Annotated in this window: 16 protein-coding genes and 2 riboswitches; of the genes, 10 read left to right on the forward strand and 6 right to left on the reverse strand. The window is 35.4% G+C overall.

The window, feature by feature from the left end; translation table 11 throughout:
* Positions 1-31: 31 nt before the first annotated feature.
* Positions 32-388 (reverse strand): DUF3905 domain-containing protein, encoded by a 357-nt coding sequence (locus tag O1A01_RS11695; protein WP_066420486.1) that lies wholly within the window; start codon positions 386-388, stop codon positions 32-34.
* Between the two features lie 181 nt (positions 389-569).
* On the opposite strand from O1A01_RS11695, the gene O1A01_RS11700 reads away from it, so the two are divergent.
* Positions 570-725, forward strand: coding sequence for a hypothetical protein (locus tag O1A01_RS11700; RefSeq protein WP_094366109.1), 156 nt, complete (start codon positions 570-572; stop codon positions 723-725).
* Between the two features lie 13 nt (positions 726-738).
* Positions 739-906: a hypothetical protein gene (locus tag O1A01_RS11705; protein WP_169714878.1), complete on the forward strand. Its 168-nt coding sequence runs from the start codon at positions 739-741 to the stop codon at positions 904-906.
* Between the two features lie 10 nt (positions 907-916).
* Here O1A01_RS11705 and O1A01_RS25460 read toward each other — a convergent pair whose 3' ends face one another.
* Both O1A01_RS25460 and O1A01_RS11710 read right to left on the reverse strand, forming a co-directional pair.
* Entirely contained in the window at positions 917-1,102 is a 186-nt protein-coding gene (locus tag O1A01_RS25460) for a hypothetical protein (protein ID WP_412766296.1), read from the reverse strand.
* Between the two features lie 65 nt (positions 1,103-1,167).
* Positions 1,168-2,940 carry a B12-binding domain-containing radical SAM protein gene (locus O1A01_RS11710; RefSeq protein ID WP_270066318.1) on the reverse strand — a complete coding sequence of 591 codons (1,773 nt, stop codon included), beginning with the start codon at positions 2,938-2,940 and terminating at the stop codon, positions 1,168-1,170.
* A 234-nt stretch (positions 2,941-3,174) separates the two neighbouring features.
* Here O1A01_RS11710 and O1A01_RS11715 point away from each other — a divergent pair, with 234 nt between their 5' ends.
* From O1A01_RS11715 to O1A01_RS11725, 3 genes are all read left to right on the forward strand, one after another.
* Positions 3,175-5,355: a PAS domain-containing sensor histidine kinase gene (locus O1A01_RS11715; protein WP_270066319.1), complete on the forward strand. Its 2,181-nt coding sequence runs from the start codon at positions 3,175-3,177 to the stop codon at positions 5,353-5,355.
* A 5-nt stretch (positions 5,356-5,360) separates the two neighbouring features.
* Positions 5,361-5,843, forward strand: a complete 483-nt coding sequence (locus O1A01_RS11720; protein ID WP_270066320.1) for a methylated-DNA--[protein]-cysteine S-methyltransferase — start codon at positions 5,361-5,363, stop codon at positions 5,841-5,843.
* Positions 5,844-6,374: 531 nt separating this feature from the next.
* Positions 6,375-6,953 carry a DUF2087 domain-containing protein gene (locus tag O1A01_RS11725; RefSeq protein ID WP_270066321.1) on the forward strand — a complete coding sequence of 193 codons (579 nt, stop codon included), beginning with the start codon at positions 6,375-6,377 and terminating at the stop codon, positions 6,951-6,953.
* Between the two features lie 59 nt (positions 6,954-7,012).
* Here O1A01_RS11725 and mtnA read toward each other — a convergent pair whose 3' ends face one another.
* The gene (gene mtnA, locus O1A01_RS11730; protein WP_066421956.1) at positions 7,013-8,059 is read right to left on the reverse strand and encodes an S-methyl-5-thioribose-1-phosphate isomerase; all 1,047 of its coding nucleotides are present in this window, start codon (positions 8,057-8,059) and stop codon (positions 7,013-7,015) included.
* 12 nt (positions 8,060-8,071) lie between these two features.
* Positions 8,072-9,259 (reverse strand): S-methyl-5-thioribose kinase, encoded by a 1,188-nt coding sequence (mtnK, locus tag O1A01_RS11735; protein ID WP_066421959.1) that lies wholly within the window; start codon positions 9,257-9,259, stop codon positions 8,072-8,074.
* A gap of 101 nt (positions 9,260-9,360) precedes the next feature.
* Positions 9,361-9,517: riboswitch (SAM riboswitch) on the reverse strand.
* Between the two features lie 817 nt (positions 9,518-10,334).
* Between mtnK and cspD the strand changes: the two genes are divergently transcribed.
* Positions 10,335-10,532: a cold-shock protein CspD gene (gene cspD / locus O1A01_RS11740; RefSeq protein ID WP_066412518.1), complete on the forward strand. Its 198-nt coding sequence runs from the start codon at positions 10,335-10,337 to the stop codon at positions 10,530-10,532.
* Between the two features lie 305 nt (positions 10,533-10,837).
* Here the strand turns inward: cspD and O1A01_RS11745 are convergent, their stop codons facing one another.
* Complete coding sequence (locus O1A01_RS11745) at positions 10,838-11,623, reverse strand: carbon-nitrogen family hydrolase (protein ID WP_066412522.1); 786 nt, start codon at positions 11,621-11,623, stop codon at positions 10,838-10,840.
* Positions 11,624-11,799: 176 nt separating this feature from the next.
* On the opposite strand from O1A01_RS11745, the gene O1A01_RS11750 reads away from it, so the two are divergent.
* The 4 genes from O1A01_RS11750 to O1A01_RS11765 all read left to right on the forward strand — a co-directional run bounded on the left by O1A01_RS11750 (position 11,800) and on the right by O1A01_RS11765 (position 15,825).
* Positions 11,800-12,975, forward strand: coding sequence for a pyridoxal phosphate-dependent aminotransferase (locus tag O1A01_RS11750; protein WP_270066322.1), 1,176 nt, complete (start codon positions 11,800-11,802; stop codon positions 12,973-12,975).
* An 87-nt stretch (positions 12,976-13,062) separates the two neighbouring features.
* Positions 13,063-13,168, forward strand: a riboswitch (SAM riboswitch).
* Between the two features lie 110 nt (positions 13,169-13,278).
* The gene (gene mtnW, locus O1A01_RS11755) at positions 13,279-14,508 is read left to right on the forward strand and encodes a 2,3-diketo-5-methylthiopentyl-1-phosphate enolase (protein WP_270066323.1); all 1,230 of its coding nucleotides are present in this window, start codon (positions 13,279-13,281) and stop codon (positions 14,506-14,508) included.
* Between the two features lies 1 nt (position 14,509).
* Complete coding sequence (locus tag O1A01_RS11760) at positions 14,510-15,181, forward strand: 2-hydroxy-3-keto-5-methylthiopentenyl-1-phosphate phosphatase (RefSeq protein ID WP_270066324.1); 672 nt, start codon at positions 14,510-14,512, stop codon at positions 15,179-15,181.
* Entirely contained in the window at positions 15,178-15,825 is a 648-nt protein-coding gene (locus O1A01_RS11765) for a methylthioribulose 1-phosphate dehydratase (protein WP_270066325.1), read from the forward strand. Before O1A01_RS11760 ends, O1A01_RS11765 begins: the two co-directional genes overlap by 4 nt.
* The last annotated feature ends 18 nt before the right edge of the window (positions 15,826-15,843 follow it).

Consider the following 15,843-nt stretch of genomic DNA (forward strand, 5'->3'; position numbering starts at 1 on the left):
AGAGACGAACAGCAAACTGTTCGTCTAAATGTTAGTCACTTCCGTATCCTACATCTTTATCGGGATGCATGAATGGAACTCCTTGTGGATTTTTTGATTTTTCTACTAGTTCGCGGTTTTCTGCGGTGTTCCAACCGATATCGTTTGTAGGGTGAACCCACTCGTCACCAGCCATAATAGCAGGGTCAACATCATCAGACCAGTTGTTTAATGGTGAGTTTTCTGAACTGTATTTACTATCACCGATCACGACACCGTGGCTGTTTACAAATGGTGGTTTCATTTTAATGTTAGAACCTTTAAATGATGGAGCGCTGATTTGATGTGGCATCGTCTCGTCTATAAATGGTACATCTTCTATATCATTTTGTTGCTTTTCTTTATCCATCTGCAATTCCACCTCCTACTAGCTTTACGAATAGTTTTACCTAATGAATTCTTTTTACTATTCGGATTGACAAAATACAAATGCGTATCTTTCCATTTAATAGCACGTAACATTCATTTAAAAATACAAAAACTAATGTTGTAACTTGAATCACACATTAAGAATTTAAGGGGTGATTGAGATGGCGAAAAGAAAAGTTGCTCGTAAAGCTGCATTGAAAGGAACAAAAACTCCGACAGAAAGTTTACCGGATACAGAATTTTCTAGTGCCTATGAAGGAGAAGATAGTATAAAGGGCGCTAATCGTAATTCGAAAAAAGGTAGACAAGGAAGATAAAGGAGAAGATAGAATGGAAAAGAAAGCGATAAAGCGTAAAAAGAAGCAAGCACATAAAAAAGATCATGCAATTGATAAAGATATATTAATGGAAGAGTTTGGACCAGAGTTTGGTGATATGAATGCAATTAAAGCTTATGAAAATGCGATAGAATCAAATAGCAAAAAAGGAAAATGCTAACGATTATTGGTTAGAACAGAAAATTAGGTTGGGACATAACTATTTTATCAAAATAAAAACGAACAAAAAACAGTAGAGTGGAAATAACCCGCTCCGGAAATATACTTCGCTTTCCGCGGGCGGCTGGTGAGCCTCCTCGTGCTTCGCACTGCGGGGTCTCACCTATGCCTTTCCTCCCGCTGGAGTCTACGTATATTTCCTCCGCTAGATTGTCGATTGTTCGTTTTTTATCTTGATTATTTAGTTTTGTCCCAGCCGCAATTATTTTTGCACAGTTAATCTTTTTACATCTTCTAAAGGAGTACAATAAACTTCAGAACGGTTTAATGTTTGGTTAAAGTACACTAACATAATTTGTTTTGCTTCATGTACTTCTCCTGTTTGTAAAAAGTGAGCTAAGTCAAAATGAATTTCCTCTAAAATCGTATGCTTATATATATCTTTTTCAGATAATTGATGTTGTACAAAATTATTCCCAAGTAAATCATTATTAGCTAATATTGCTTGGTAGTAATGAGAACGTTCGTGTCGAGCGATTGATTCTGGCCACCACGGTTTACGTGGCTTGAATTTTTGTCCCTTTACATAATCATACTTCATTATGCTTTCGATAATATGAATTTTTTGTGGATGGGTTTTTTGTAAAAATTCATATAATCGTTTGTATAAATCTTCTAGTTGATGTCCAATTCGTGCCCAGCCACTCTCGTCCCAATAGGACCCAAACTGTTGGAAAAAGTCAAAAGGAGTTTCAAAAACATGCGTGACCAAATATTCAACCGTTGTATCCATACGATGGTCGTTCCAATATTTTTCTAAAACATCTTCTACTTGTTTAATTCGTATGATGTCTTGGAAGCTTAACACATTGTTGCCCAACATTTCGTATGGTGCGTGATCCATATACAGATAGTTATGATCTGCAGCTCTTAATCGTAACCCTGTACCTCGTAACAACTTTAGAAATCCTAATTGCAGCTCCTCGGGGCGAAGTGCAAATACATCGTTAAACGTATTACGGAAACTATTATAGTCCTCTTCCGGTAAGCCAGCTATTAAATCTAAATGTTGGTCGATTTTGTTTCCTTCTTTAACCATGGAAACAGTTCTAGATAGTTTCGAGAAATTTTGCTTCCTCATTACTAATTCATTTGTTGCGTCGTTCGTTGATTGGACCCCGATTTCAAAACGGAAAAGTCCTTTCGGCGCATTATCGTTTAAAAATTGGATAACTTCTGGTCGCATAATGTCAGCAGTAATTTCGAACTGAAATACTGTACCAGGTTTATGCTCATCAATTAAAAACTGGAACATTTCCATTGCGTAACTACGGCTAATATTAAACGTGCGGTCGACAAACTTTATCGTTTTTGCTCCGTTATCCATTAAATAACGAATATCATCTTTTACTTTTTCACGATCAAAGTATCGAACACCAACTTCAATGGAAGAAAGACAAAATTGGCAACTGAACGGGCAACCTCTACTCGTTTCAATATAGGTGACTCTTTTTGATAGTTGTGTTTTATCTTCCTCAAAACGAAACGGTGATGGTAAATTTTTTAAGTCTACTTTGTTTCGTTGAGGAGTAATGACGTTTTTTCCATCTTTTCTGTATGCCAAGCCAGAAATTTGTCCGAAATTTTTATCACTATTTAACTGTTGTAGTAATTCTTTAAACGTTATTTCACCTTCGCCTATGACGATGAAGTCAACAGAGGATAGACGATCAAGCCAATAAGAAACGTCGTACGTTACTTCTGGGCCTCCTATAATAATGGTTAAGTTTGGATTAATCTTTTTAAGCATATTAATAATTTTTATTGTCTCTTCAATATTCCATATATAACAGCTGAAACCTATTATTTCAGGATTACGTTGAATAAGATCGGAGACAACATTCATAGCAGGGTCTTTAATCGTATATTCGGCTAATTCAACATCAAAATCAGGCTCTGCATATGCTTTTAAATAACGGATTGCTAAGTTCGTATGAATATATTTTGCGTTTAATGTCGTAACTATTGTTTTCATTTTTATAAACTCCTATTTTGAAATATAACTTATTTATTCTATCATACGAATAGGAAAAATCGCACTATTTTACTGTTGTTATTCCTTGTATAATATTAGCAGTATGAACATAAAGTGTGAAAATATTACAAAAATATTGATTAGTAATAGATTTAAGTGTCAAATGGAAAGGAATCTATGCTCTTTTTGTAGAAGTAGTTATTAGTTATATTGTAGGAACGGGTGTGATAACGTATGACAAATGGAATGAAAACGGATGAAACGGTAGGAAATCTCCAAAAAGAACTCGCTAAGTTAAAGCAAGAAAATGAGTTGAAGGATATGTTATTTCGTGAGGCAAACGATGCACTAGTAATTCTAAATAAAGAGAGCTATTTTGTGCTAAGCAATCCGAAGGCATGTCAATTATTTGATTTAACGGAAGAAGAGTTAAAGAAACGAACGTTATACGATTTTTTACAGTTGATGACAATAGATGAAGTGAAAAATCAAAAACATAAAATAGATAGTAACGGTCAGCATCGGGACGAATTAATTTTAAAACTAGATAACGGTGATATTAAAATAGTAGAATATACAGTAGTTGCAAGTGAGGAACGAGAAACATACACGGTTGTAATGAGAGAAGCAAGAAAAGTAGTCGATTATGGACCGACTCGTAGAGCACCAATGTATCAAGAAGTGTTTACTCGAGCAATTGATGGTATAGTCCTTTTTGATAGAGAAGGAGATTTCATTGATGTAAATCCAGCGTTTTGCTCTAGCCTTTCACAATCAAAATATGAATTAATTCACAATACTTTATATGACCTAGTAGAGGAACAATATCGATTTAAGATTGAAAAAATGTGGAGATTTTTAGAGGAGTATGGGAGAGTACGAGGAGAGCTACCAATTACGACGAACGATGGAGTAACGAAATTATTTGAGTTTTCCATCACTGCTAACATTTATGATGATTATTATTTAGGTATTATGCGTGATGTTACCGGAAAACGTAATATGGAACTGCAACTTCAAAGGAGTGAAGAGCGGTTCCGACAAATGTTTCAAAAAGCTACAGATCCAATTGTGCTACTAGACAATAATGGTATCATAGTGCGAGCGAATCCTGTTTCAAGTAGAACGTTTGAAGCTCCGCTCGATGAACTAATAGGTGCAGATATACGTCAATTTTTACCGAAAGAAAGTTACCAAAGGTTTGGTCATATTGCGAGACAATTCATTATGAAAGGGGAAATTCGTGAAGAACTTCTTTTTCATATGGCAAATGGTCAAAGTAAATTGCTGGAATTTACTGCTAGCAAAGGAACGATTGATGGCTATAATATTGTCATTTTCCGTAATGTTAGTGAAAGAAGAAAAATGGAAAAAGATTTACGAGAAAGTGAACAAAAGTTTCGGAAAATTTTTGATAATGCAATGGATGGAATCGTACTGTGGGATGAACAGTTTACTATTATCGATGTTAATGCGAATGCAAGTAAAATCATCGGAGTAGAAAAGGAACAAATAGTTAATAAAACCTTTTATCACTATTTAACTAGTGAAAAAATGAAGCCGATTTATAAAAGTTGGAAAAATTTTAGTGAGCAAGGTGAATTAAGTGGAGAATATGTTTATGAAACGAATAAAGGAAATAGGATTATAGAATATTCAGCGAAGAAAAATGTAATTCCAGGTTTACATATGACTTTCTTCCGAGATATTACTGATAAGCGCGAGATGGAAGAACAACTGAAAAAGTCTGATACATTAAATGTAGTAGGAGAGCTTGCTGCTGGAATTGCTCACGAAATAAGAAATCCGATGACAGCATTAAAAGGGTTTATTCAGCTATTACAGAGCAGTGTAGATGAAAGCAAGTATTCGATGTATTTTGATGTTATTAGTTCAGAGCTAAATAGAATTGAATCGATCATAACAGAATTTCTCGTGCTAGCTAAACCGCAGGCTATTTCATATGAAAAGAAAGATGTCACAAAAATTATGAAAGAAACACTTGATTTAATGAGCGCGCAGGCGGTTTTAGAGAACGTACAGTTTGAAACGTTTTTTGCGAGTGAGAAAGAAATATTATACTGTGAACCAAAGCAATTGAAGCAAGTCTTTATTAATATATTAAAAAATGCGATTGAAGTGATGCCTAAAGGCGGGACGGTTACTATCTCAATTAGTGAAAAGAACGACTATGTTACTATTTCAATTAAGGACCAAGGAATTGGAATACCTGAAGATAAACTGAAAAAATTAGGGGAGCCGTTCTATACAACGAAAGACAGGGGGACTGGATTAGGCTTAATGGTAAGTTATAAAATTGTAGAAGAACATAAAGGTTATATTGAAGTAGATAGTGAAGTAGGAAAAGGGACAACCTTTCACATATATTTACCGAAGAACTTAAATGAGAGGTGAGAGGTTTGTATTATTATAAATCAATAGATATCGACAGTTTTGGTCAACTTTTTATCGTATGTGATGAAGAAGCTTTAGTAAGTGTCGATTTTTTTGAAGAGGATTTAAAATCTTTTCAGCCTTTAAAGTGGGAGCCAGAACATCCAATTTGCTTATTAGTGGAAAAGCAGTTACTTGAATATTTTAATAATGAACGGATAACCTTCGATTTACCGATACGTATTCAAGGTACTGAATTCCAACGACAAGTTTGGGATGCGTTGAAAAATATACCATATGGAACGTTGCAAAGCTATAAAGACGTGGCTGTTGCAATTAATAATCCGAAAGCAGTTAGAGCTGTTGGGCAGGCTAACCGTAGAAATCCAATTCCAATTGTTGTACCGTGTCATAGAGTAATTGGTCATAATAAAAAACTAGTAGGTTATGCAGGAAATAATGTGCATTTGAAAGAACGATTATTAGAAATCGAAGGTATACAACTTTAAAAAAGAGGCTGAGATGAAACTAATACGATCATGATAAAAAACGAAAAATTGCAGAATTAGCGGAGGAAATATACGTAGACTCCTGCGGGAGGTAAGGCATAGGTGAGACCCCGTAGTGCTTTAGCACGAGGAGGCTCACCAGCCGCCCGCGTAAAGCGAAGTATATTTCCGGAGCGGGTTATTTCCACTCTACAATTTTCTGTTCGTTTATTTATTAGATCAAAATAGTAATGTCCCGACCTCTCTTTGTTGAGTAAAAATGGAGATAACAATATATTTCTTTTTTGGACAAGTTTTTAAAAGCCAATAGACTGCATATAATTTACTAATATAAAAATAGTTGCATTAATACAACATAAGGGGTGTTTTTAATGCGTAAACGGAAAAAATTAGTTTTTTATACGGAAGTTTTAAGTAAATTACATGTAATTGATAAAGAACAAAAACAACAAATATTGTATAGGCTTGGTAAAAAATGTTGAAAAAAACCATCTAATTAGATGGTTTTCTAATTAGTGGAGGTTTTGAAAGATGCAATTAAATAAAATGGTTAACTTTTATAAGGTGTTAGGGGATAAAACGCGAATTAAACTGCTCATCCTTTTAGCCGCGGAGGAACCTTTATCAGGCCAACAATTAGCGGAGAAGCTTGGTGTTACACCTCCAACGATATCTCACCATATGAATAAGCTAAAAGAAGTTAGTGCAATAAAAGAGAAGCGAGAGAAAAATACGATTTATTATTATTTAAATGAAAAAGATTTAAAGTTTTTTAATGAATCTATTTTAAAAGTAATGGATCGAGCGAAAAAGGGGATGGATGTAATGGGAAAACAAAAAGAAGATATTATTAAAAATTTTTTATTGCCTGATGGCAGATTAAAAACAATTCCTGCTCAACGAAAGAAAAGATTAATGATTTTTGAGCATATGTTAGAAGGAGTAACACTAGGGAAGAAATATACAGAACAAGAGATTAATGAGTATATTAAAAAATATCATGAAGACTACGCTACAATAAGACGCGAATTTATTAACAATCACTATATGTATAGAGAAAACGGTATTTATGAGCTAAATCCAAAAGAAATGTGGGCTAAGATAGAATAAGGGAATCAAGCTTTTAAGAATAATAAGAGACGTTTGGTAAATCACCAAACGTCTAAACTTTACTGAAATAACTTAACTATTTCTTCTTTTAAATCTCCTAGTATAACTCCTTTTTCCGTAATAATTGCTGTAATATATTCATTCGGTGTTACATCAAAGGCTGGATTAAAAACAGAAACTCCGTCTGGAGCAACTTTCACGCCAGCAATTGTCGTAACCTCTGTTTCACTTCGTTCCTCAATTGGAATTTCAGCTCCAGTTTTTAATGATATATCGAAAGTTGATAAAGGTGCAGCGACGTAAAAAGGAATGTTGAAATGTTTCGCTAAAATGGCCAAACCTAATGTACCGATTTTATTAGCTGTATCTCCGTTTGCAGTTATACGGTCGGCACCAACGATAATAGCAGAAACTTGCTTAGCTATAATCGTATGGGCAGCCATATTATCGGTTATTAACGTCACATCCACACCAGCTTGTTGTAACTCCCATGTTGTTAATCTAGCACCTTGTAAAACTGGTCTAGTTTCACATGCAAAAACAGAAAGTGGAAAATCCTTTTCTTTTGCAAGGTAAAAGGGAGCTAAAGCAGTTCCGTATCGAGCCGTTGCGATAGAACCAGCATTACAAATGGTCATAACTTTATCGCCTTTTTGAAGTAAAGAGAGGGCGTTATCGCCAATTTGGTGGCAAACCGCTTCATCTTCCACTTGAATTTGTATCGCTTCGTGAACTATATTGGTTTTTGCTTCGTTTACAGATTTGCTATCATGTAAAACATTTGTTAATCTTTCTAACGCCCAAAATAGGTTCACGGCTGTCGGGCGAGAACTCGCTAAATAAGCTATATCTTTAATGAAAAGATCTTTAAATTCATCCATAGACTCTACATTATATTGTTTAGTGGAAAGGGCTAACCCATATGCCGCTGCAATCCCAATCGCAGGCGCACCTCTAACTTTTAACGTAACGATTGCATCCCATACATCTTCAATCGTCTTTAATTGTACATAAACAGTTTCGTTCGGTAGCTTCTGCTGGTCTAATAGTTTTATATACGTATCTTTCCATTCGACAGAAATGGGAATGTTTCTTACAGTTGTCATTATATCTACTCCTTATTGTTGTACATGTTGTAAGCTAACTTGGATGAAATCTTCAACAGAGTGAATATTGGCTCTATTCAAAATAAAATATTTGCCAAGTTGCAGAGCTTTTGTTTTCGCTTTTAATCGTGTTTCTATGGAAGGGATGTTATCTAAATCGGCTACGTGAGCAAGGCCAATGGTACGACGAATTAATTCACAACCGGCATATCCAATTGTGTCTTCCAATATTGATTGAAAAACGTAGGACAAATATCCTTCAGTTTTCGTAAAATATTCAACACTGTCTAAAGTCCATTGTTTTGTAAATTCAGTCGTAAAAACGTCCCAAGTCTTATTTATATGATCAAATAATACACCTTGCTTTTGTGGCTCTCTACTAAGGGCATTTACGATAAGGTTAGCAAAAAATTGACCAACATCGAACCCAATAGGACCGAAAAAAGCAAACTCTGGATCAATCACTTTCGTTTCATTATTACTAGCAAAAATACTACCTGTGTGAAGATCCCCGTGTAGTAGAGCTTCACCATTTGTTAAAAATGAATATTTCAACTTTGCTACTTCAAGTTTAAGAGAAGAATCGTTCCAAATCTCGGATACGACAGGTAATAATTCACGCTCGAAATTATTCGTTTCACTATCATAAAATGGATCTGTAAACACTAAATCCTCTGTAATTTTACATAGTTCTGGGTTAGCGAATTGTTGCTGTAAAAGTTTTTTCTTTTGTTGATTTAAGCCGAAATCAGAAGTGTAAAATAGCGTTTTGGCTAAAAACTGTCCGATATGCTCTGATAGTAAAGGATAGTCTTCACCATTCATTAGGCCTTTTCTACTTATCGTTAAATGCGAAAGATCTTCCATAACAGTAATCGCTAAATGTTCATCCGTATAATAAACTGTTGGAACGAGCGAAGGAACGTGTTTGGCAGCTTCTTTTAATGAGTTACTTTCAATTTGAGCACGCTTTAAAGTAAGTGGCCAACTTTCCCCTACGACTTTTGCATAAGGCAATGCCTGCTTTATAATTACACCTTTGTTATTTTCGTCTGTAAGGTGGAAGACTAAGTTTAAGTTGCCGTCACCTATTTCTTTACAGTTTATGCTAGTGCTATTTTCAAAGAAATGTAGTTTAATTGCTAGTTCGATTGCAGTAGTTTCTGTTAATGGTTCGTACGTTTTAGTTAATGTTGTCATTGTTTAACCCTCCATAAAAAGTGTGTAGGAGGCTTTCGTTAAAAAAATAACAAAAGCCTCTTTCCATATTGAAAGAGGCTTGAAGGTTCGATTCTTCGCACCTCTTATCTGCCAGAAAGTAATTTCTGCTGGATTTAGCACCGTGCCTTACGAAGCAAAAGCTTCGGCGTTCTATTAGAACGCCTTGTCTCACGACAATATTACGGTCGGTTGCTGGGTTTCATCGGGCCAATTCCCTCCACCTGCTCTTGATAAGAGATTCGTAGTAGTTAATACTACGTTCGTATGTATTTTTGTAAAATATCACTTGGTGAGAATCATAACTTGTAAAAGTAATAATTGTCAAGAAAATTTTTAAAAATAATGAAGTGTTTGTTATTTTCTTTGCTCTTCAAAGATGAATTTAGCACATTAGCCCCACTCAGACGGTTTAAAATAATAAATGTTACTGTTATCGGAGCGAGAATGCTAATTTACATCAGATTTTAAGCGCAAATTGTCAACTTTCAAAAGTAAAAGACGGTTCTCTAAGCAAGATGGATGAACTTTTTTACGTGCAATTTAGAAAGTGTGCATGACGACTGATTTTACTTAACAGCACTCGGAAATTACTTAACAACAATTCGAAATTACTTAACAGCACTCGGAAATTACTTAACAACAATTCGAAATTACATAACAGCACTCGGAAATTACTTAACAACAATTCGAAATTACTTAACAGCACTCGGAAATTACTTAACAACAATTCGAAATTACTTAACAGCACTCGAAAATTACTTAGCAACTACCCGAAATTACTTAACAGCAATGAGAAATTACATACAACTGTTCGAATATTTAACAGCAACCGAAAATTACTTGACAACTGCCCGAATTTATTTTTCTACTAGGTAAAATCGTTTGTATGTCTTGAACTTTTTCAATATTCCTGTTATTATAAAGTTATTATTTTTGTTCGTGAAAATAATGTGGAAAGTCAGAAATAATAGCAATTTCGTCTGGAAGTGTTTTGTGAACGAGCAAGAATAGTAATAAATTTTTACGTGGGTTAACCCGCAAGGAGGAACAAAAAATGTTACAAGGTAAAGTAAAATGGTTTAACGCAGAAAAAGGTTTCGGTTTCATCGAAGTTGAAGGTCAAGACGACGTATTCGTTCACTTCTCTGCTATCCAAGGCGAAGGTTTCAAATCTTTAGAAGAAGGTCAAGAAGTTACTTTCGAAATCGTTGAAGGTGCTCGTGGACCTCAAGCTGCTAACGTTCAAAAATAATAATGCTAGCCAAATAATAAAAGGACTCCAATTTTGGAGTCCTTTTTAAGTTAATAAATATGTAACATAATAGGAACCATAAAGAATATAAACAGGAGGATTTTTCCACCGTGTTAGTAAAAGCAGTGGAAGGGGAGGGAACGCTCAACATACTCTCGTGAAAATCAAATGACTGAACGCGAAGAGAAACGAACTAACATACTACTAGCCTATTTTCAGAATTGCCCCAAAGGTTTTTTAAAAATGTATACTATAAAAATAAAAAAGCATTGCAACAATAACGCTACAATGCTTTTAACATAGTATTAATAATAACTAGGTTTCCGATCTTCGAATATCGGTATTTGCTTCCGAACCTTCTCCACTTTTTCTAAATCAATGTCACTAACAACGATTGCTTCGTCTTCCAAACCTTCCGCTAAAACTTCCCCCCATGGGTCGATAATCATTGAATGGCCAGCAAATACGTTATTAGGGTCCTTCCCAACACGGTTAGCTGCAACTACATAGCATTGATTTTCAATAGCTCTAGCAATTAATAAAGCTCTCCAATGCTCGAGCCGTGATAATGGCCATTCCGCAACGACGAAAACCACTTTTGCGCCTCCCGTTGTATGGGTACGAATCCACTCAGGAAAGCGAATATCGTAACAAATAACTCCAGCGCAAGTTTCCCCATCTAGTTGAAATAATCCATCATTTTTTCCTGGTTGTAAGTATAGATGCTCATACATTAACTGAAACAAATGTAGCTTACTATATTCACCTACAATATCGCCTTCGTCGTTTACAGTGTACATGGTGTTATATGTACCTTTAGATGTATTTTTAGCAACGGAACCACCGACAATATGAACATTATGTTTTTTTGCTAACATTTGAAGTGTTTTTTTAGTAGTGTCACCGTTATTGTCACCAATTTCGTCTAACCGGGTTAAATCGTACCCTGTCGTCCATAACTCTGGTAATACGATAATTTTAGGGCTATATTTCTGTACAGTTTCCATAATCAATTTTTCTACTTTTTTAACATTTTCTTGCGGTGAACCGAACGTTATATCAAACTGAATACAAGCTACTTTCCATGACATATAAAAGTCCCCCTTTATTAGCCTTCGTCGTTTTCTGCTACCTGCATCTAATTTACAATTTATTATTCATTGTGTATAGCCCATTACAGAAAATTTCAAAAAACTCTTTACATTTTGCTTTTAACATTATATGATTTGTCACTAGTATTTCAACATTTTTTTAAGAAGGTGTACAAATGAAAAACTTTAAACAATCAAAATTGTTACAAACGTTACCAAAACAATTTTTTGCATCCCTTGTTGAAAAGAGCGGAAAAGTAGTTGCATTAGGTCATGATGTCATTAACTTAGGACAAGGAAATCCGGATCAGCCAACACCGCAACATATTGTACAATCGATGCAAAATGCGGTATTGAAACCACAACATCATAAATATGCCCCATTTCGAGGCCATGATTTTTTAAAAGAGGCGGTTGCAGCATTTTATAAACGAGAATACGATGTAGTGTTAGATCCAGCAACAGAAATAGCTGTTCTTTTTGGCGGAAAAGCTGGATTAGTAGAGCTGCCCGTTTGTTTGCTTAATGAAGGTGACACCGTTTTAGTCCCTGATCCAGGCTATCCAGATTATTTGTCTGGAGTTGCGCTAGCAAAGGCAAACATGGAAGTAATGCCACTTGAAGAGAAAAATAATTTTCTACCAAACTATCAAAATATCTCAGAATCTGTGCTGAAAGATGCAAAGTTAATGTTTTTAAACTATCCGAATAATCCTACAGGTGCTATGGCAACAGCTGCTTTTTTTGAAGAAACATTAGAGCTAGCAAATAAAAATAATATTTGTGTCGTTCATGATTTTGCATATGGCGCTATCGGCTTTGAGGGGAATCGTCCAATTAGTTTTCTACAAACTGCTGGTGCTAAAAATGTTGGCGTAGAAATATATACCTTATCAAAAACATATAATATGGCAGGGTGGAGAGTCGGTTTTGCCGTTGGGAATGCTAGTGTAATTGAAGCGATCAATTTACTTCAAGACCATCTATATGTGAGCCTTTTTAGTAGTATACAAGAAGCTGCTGCAACTGCGCTTTTAGACTCTCAACATTGTGTAGATGAATTAGTGGAAATGTATGAGGAGAGACGTAACGTTCTCGTAAACGGATTGAAAGAAATTGGTTGGGACGTTAATGCCCCACAAGGATCCTTTTTCGCATGGTTAAAAGTCCCTAATGGCTATACTTCTGAAAGCTTTTCTGATTACTTATTAGAAAATGCTCATATTGTCGTTGCACCAGGAATTGGCTTTGGATCATACGGTGAAGGTTATGTGAGAGTAGGGCTATTAACAAGTACAGAAAGATTACAAGAAGCGGTTGATCGAATTAAAAAATTGCAATTATTTTCTTAATCACTGTTGACAAAAAAGATTACCAATGTCATAATCTCAACTAGATTTTCTATTTTTGTAATAGTAAAAAAATGAATATATTACGTTTTCTTATCAAGAGCAGGTGGAGGGACTAGCCCGATGAAACCCGGCAACCGACTTATTTTTAAGCACGGTGCTAAATCTTGCAGCTTTTTTAGCTGGGAGATAAGAGGATGTTAGGATACCTAACCTCTTCTTATTGGAAGAGGTTTTTATTTTGTATTTAATTCATTTTAAAGAGGTACAACAGCACAGTAATTTTTACAAAAGGGTGTGGAATAGATGAGTGAAGTAATTGCTACATACTTAGTTCATGATGCGAAGGGGAATCTAGAAAGAAAAGCAGAAGGGATTGCCCTTGGACTAACAGTTGGTTCTTGGACAGATTTACCAAAAGTAGACCAGGATCAGTTAAAAAAACATAAAGGTCGAGTAGTACATGTTGAATATCTGCCAGAGGACGAAAAGGTTAACAGATATTTCGGTGAGAAGAGAACAAAAGGACTTATCAAAATTGCTTATCCATCACTTAATTTTTCTAATGACATTCCTGCCATTATCACTACAGTTTTTGGGAAGCTTTCTCTTGATGGAGAAATTAAATTACTTGATTTACAGTTTAGTGATGAACTAAAAAGAAGTTTTCCAGGACCGAAATTTGGTATTCAAGGTATTCGAGAAAAAACAGGTGTGTGGGAGCGTCCGTTTGTAATGAGTATTTTTAAAGGAGTATTAGGGCGTGATCTCGCCTTTTTACGAGACCAATTAAAAGAGCAAGCGTTAGGCGGAGTGGATTTTGTAAAAGACGATGAAATATTATTTGAAAATGAATTAACACCGTTTGAAAATAGAATAATTGCCGGTAAGGAAGTACTTCAAAATGTGTACGAACAAACAGGGCATCGTACGCTTTACGCGGTGAACATTACTGGTAGAACATATGAGTTAAGGGATAAGGCGAAAAGAGCGGTAGAACTTGGAGCTGACATGTTATTATTTAACGTTTTCTCCTATGGACTAGATTGTTTACAAAGTCTCGCAGAAGATAAAGATATCAAAATACCAATAATGGCCCATCCTGCATTTAGTGGTGCTTTAACACCTTCACCAGTTTACGGGGTTTCGTATGAGCTATTATTAGGTAAATTACTACGATATGCTGGGGCAGATTTTTCCCTTTTCCCTTCTCCTTATGGAAGTGTAGCGCTAAAAAAAGAGGCAACATTAAAAATTGCAAAAGAGTTAACGAAAGAGGATCTTGTAAAAGCAAGCTTACCTGTCCCATCTGCTGGTATTCATCCTGGTTTAGTGCCGTTATTAATAAATGATTTTGGTCAAGAGTCAGTTATTAATGCTGGAGGCGGAGTACATGGGCACCCTGATGGAGCCGCTGGTGGTGCTAAAGCATTCCGTCAAGCTGTAGACGCCGTACTGGAAGGGAAAACGTTAGGAGAGGCAGCTGCAGAAAAAGAGGAATTACAGAAAGCATTACAGCTTTGGGGTGAAAAATAAGATGACAACTTTAAAAAGACAACCTGTTATTTTTTGTGATTTTGATGGAACTGTAACGAAGTCAGATAACATTATTGCAGCGATGAAGCAATTTGCACCTGATGAATGGGTTTCATTAAAGGATCAAGTGTTATCTCAACAAATTAGTATACAAGATGGAGTAGGGGAAATGTTTGCTTTACTTTCATCCAGTAAGAGGGAAGAGATTACTAACTTTATTGTGCAACAAGCGAAAATACGCGAAGGGTTCGACCGCTTCATTGCTTACGTAAAAGAGCAAGAGATCCCACTATATATTGTTTCTGGTGGAATCGACTTTTTCGTCAAGCCGTTATTAAAAGGACGGATTGAAGAGGAATATATCTATTGCAATAGAGCTGATTTTTCAAACGAGAATATTACTATAACTTGGCCACATAGTTGTGATGAACAATGTGATAACGATTGCGGCTGCTGCAAACCTTCCATCATTCGAAAAATTGCAAACGATACTTCATACAAAGTGGTTATTGGTGACTCCATCACTGATCTACAAGCAGCTAAATTAGCAGATAAAGTGATTGCGAGAGATTTTTTAATAGAAAAATGCGAAGAAAATAAACTCGCTTATGAATCGTTCGAAACGTTCGATGATGTCATTTCCATACTACAACGACTGGAGGTTACGGTATGAGTCGTTATTTGCAAAAGTGGAATGAACTAGCGGATGTAAAGGATGAGTTTGCCGAAAGAGATTGGTTTCCAGGAACAAGTGGAAATTTGTCTATTAAAGTTTCAACAAACCCTCTAACATTCTTCGTAACAGCAAGCGGAAAAGATAAGCGAAAACGAACAGCAGAGGATTTTTTGCTAGTAGATAATACAGGCGCACCCGCTGAAGAAACAAAATTAAAACCTTCAGCTGAAACGCAATTGCATGTTGAAGTTTATAACAGAACTAATGCAGGAGCGGTATTTCACGTCCATACGATTGATAATAACGTTATATCGGAAATTTATAAAGAAGATGGAAAAATTACTTTTAAAGGGCAAGAAATTATTAAAGCTTTAGGTTATTGGGAAGAAGATGCAGAGGTTTCTATTCCAATTATAAAAAATGATGCACATATTCCTACCCTTTCTCAACAGTTCTCTAAATACATTCATGGAGACAAAGGAGCGGTCCTTATATTAAACCATGGAATCACCGTTTGGGGAGAAACGGCTTTTGAAGCAAAAAAATATTTAGAAGCTTGGGAGTTTTTGTTTTCTTACCATCTAAAATTGCTAGCTTTGCAAAATGTTCAAAAACAGTATCCAGTTATGCCAATTGCTTAACTAGAACTGAAAAATATA

Origin of the sequence: Sutcliffiella sp. NC1 (assembly GCF_027594365.1) — a bacterium.
GTDB classification, from domain to species: domain Bacteria; phylum Bacillota; class Bacilli; order Bacillales; family Bacillaceae_I; genus Sutcliffiella; species Sutcliffiella cohnii.

Excerpts from the sequence above, each read along its gene's own strand:
- O1A01_RS11715 (WP_270066319.1), top strand. The coding sequence starts at position 3,175 with ATGACAAATGGAATGAAAACGGATGAAACGGTAGGAAATCTCCAAAAA.
- O1A01_RS11705 (WP_169714878.1), top strand. The coding sequence starts at position 739 with ATGGAAAAGAAAGCGATAAAGCGTAAAAAGAAGCAAGCACATAAAAAA.
- cspD (WP_066412518.1), top strand. The coding sequence starts at position 10,335 with ATGTTACAAGGTAAAGTAAAATGGTTTAACGCAGAAAAAGGTTTCGGT.
- O1A01_RS11700 (WP_094366109.1), top strand. The coding sequence starts at position 570 with ATGGCGAAAAGAAAAGTTGCTCGTAAAGCTGCATTGAAAGGAACAAAA.
- O1A01_RS11750 (WP_270066322.1), top strand. The coding sequence starts at position 11,800 with ATGAAAAACTTTAAACAATCAAAATTGTTACAAACGTTACCAAAACAA.
- mtnW (WP_270066323.1), top strand. The coding sequence starts at position 13,279 with ATGAGTGAAGTAATTGCTACATACTTAGTTCATGATGCGAAGGGGAAT.
- mtnA (WP_066421956.1), bottom strand. The coding sequence starts at position 8,059 with ATGACAACTGTAAGAAACATTCCCATTTCTGTCGAATGGAAAGATACG.
- O1A01_RS11695 (WP_066420486.1), bottom strand. The coding sequence starts at position 388 with ATGGATAAAGAAAAGCAACAAAATGATATAGAAGATGTACCATTTATA.
- O1A01_RS11710 (WP_270066318.1), bottom strand. The coding sequence starts at position 2,940 with ATGAAAACAATAGTTACGACATTAAACGCAAAATATATTCATACGAAC.
- mtnK (WP_066421959.1), bottom strand. The coding sequence starts at position 9,259 with ATGACAACATTAACTAAAACGTACGAACCATTAACAGAAACTACTGCA.
- O1A01_RS11725 (WP_270066321.1), top strand. The coding sequence starts at position 6,375 with ATGCAATTAAATAAAATGGTTAACTTTTATAAGGTGTTAGGGGATAAA.
- O1A01_RS11765 (WP_270066325.1), top strand. The coding sequence starts at position 15,178 with ATGAGTCGTTATTTGCAAAAGTGGAATGAACTAGCGGATGTAAAGGAT.
- O1A01_RS11745 (WP_066412522.1), bottom strand. The coding sequence starts at position 11,623 with ATGTCATGGAAAGTAGCTTGTATTCAGTTTGATATAACGTTCGGTTCA.
- O1A01_RS11760 (WP_270066324.1), top strand. The coding sequence starts at position 14,510 with ATGACAACTTTAAAAAGACAACCTGTTATTTTTTGTGATTTTGATGGA.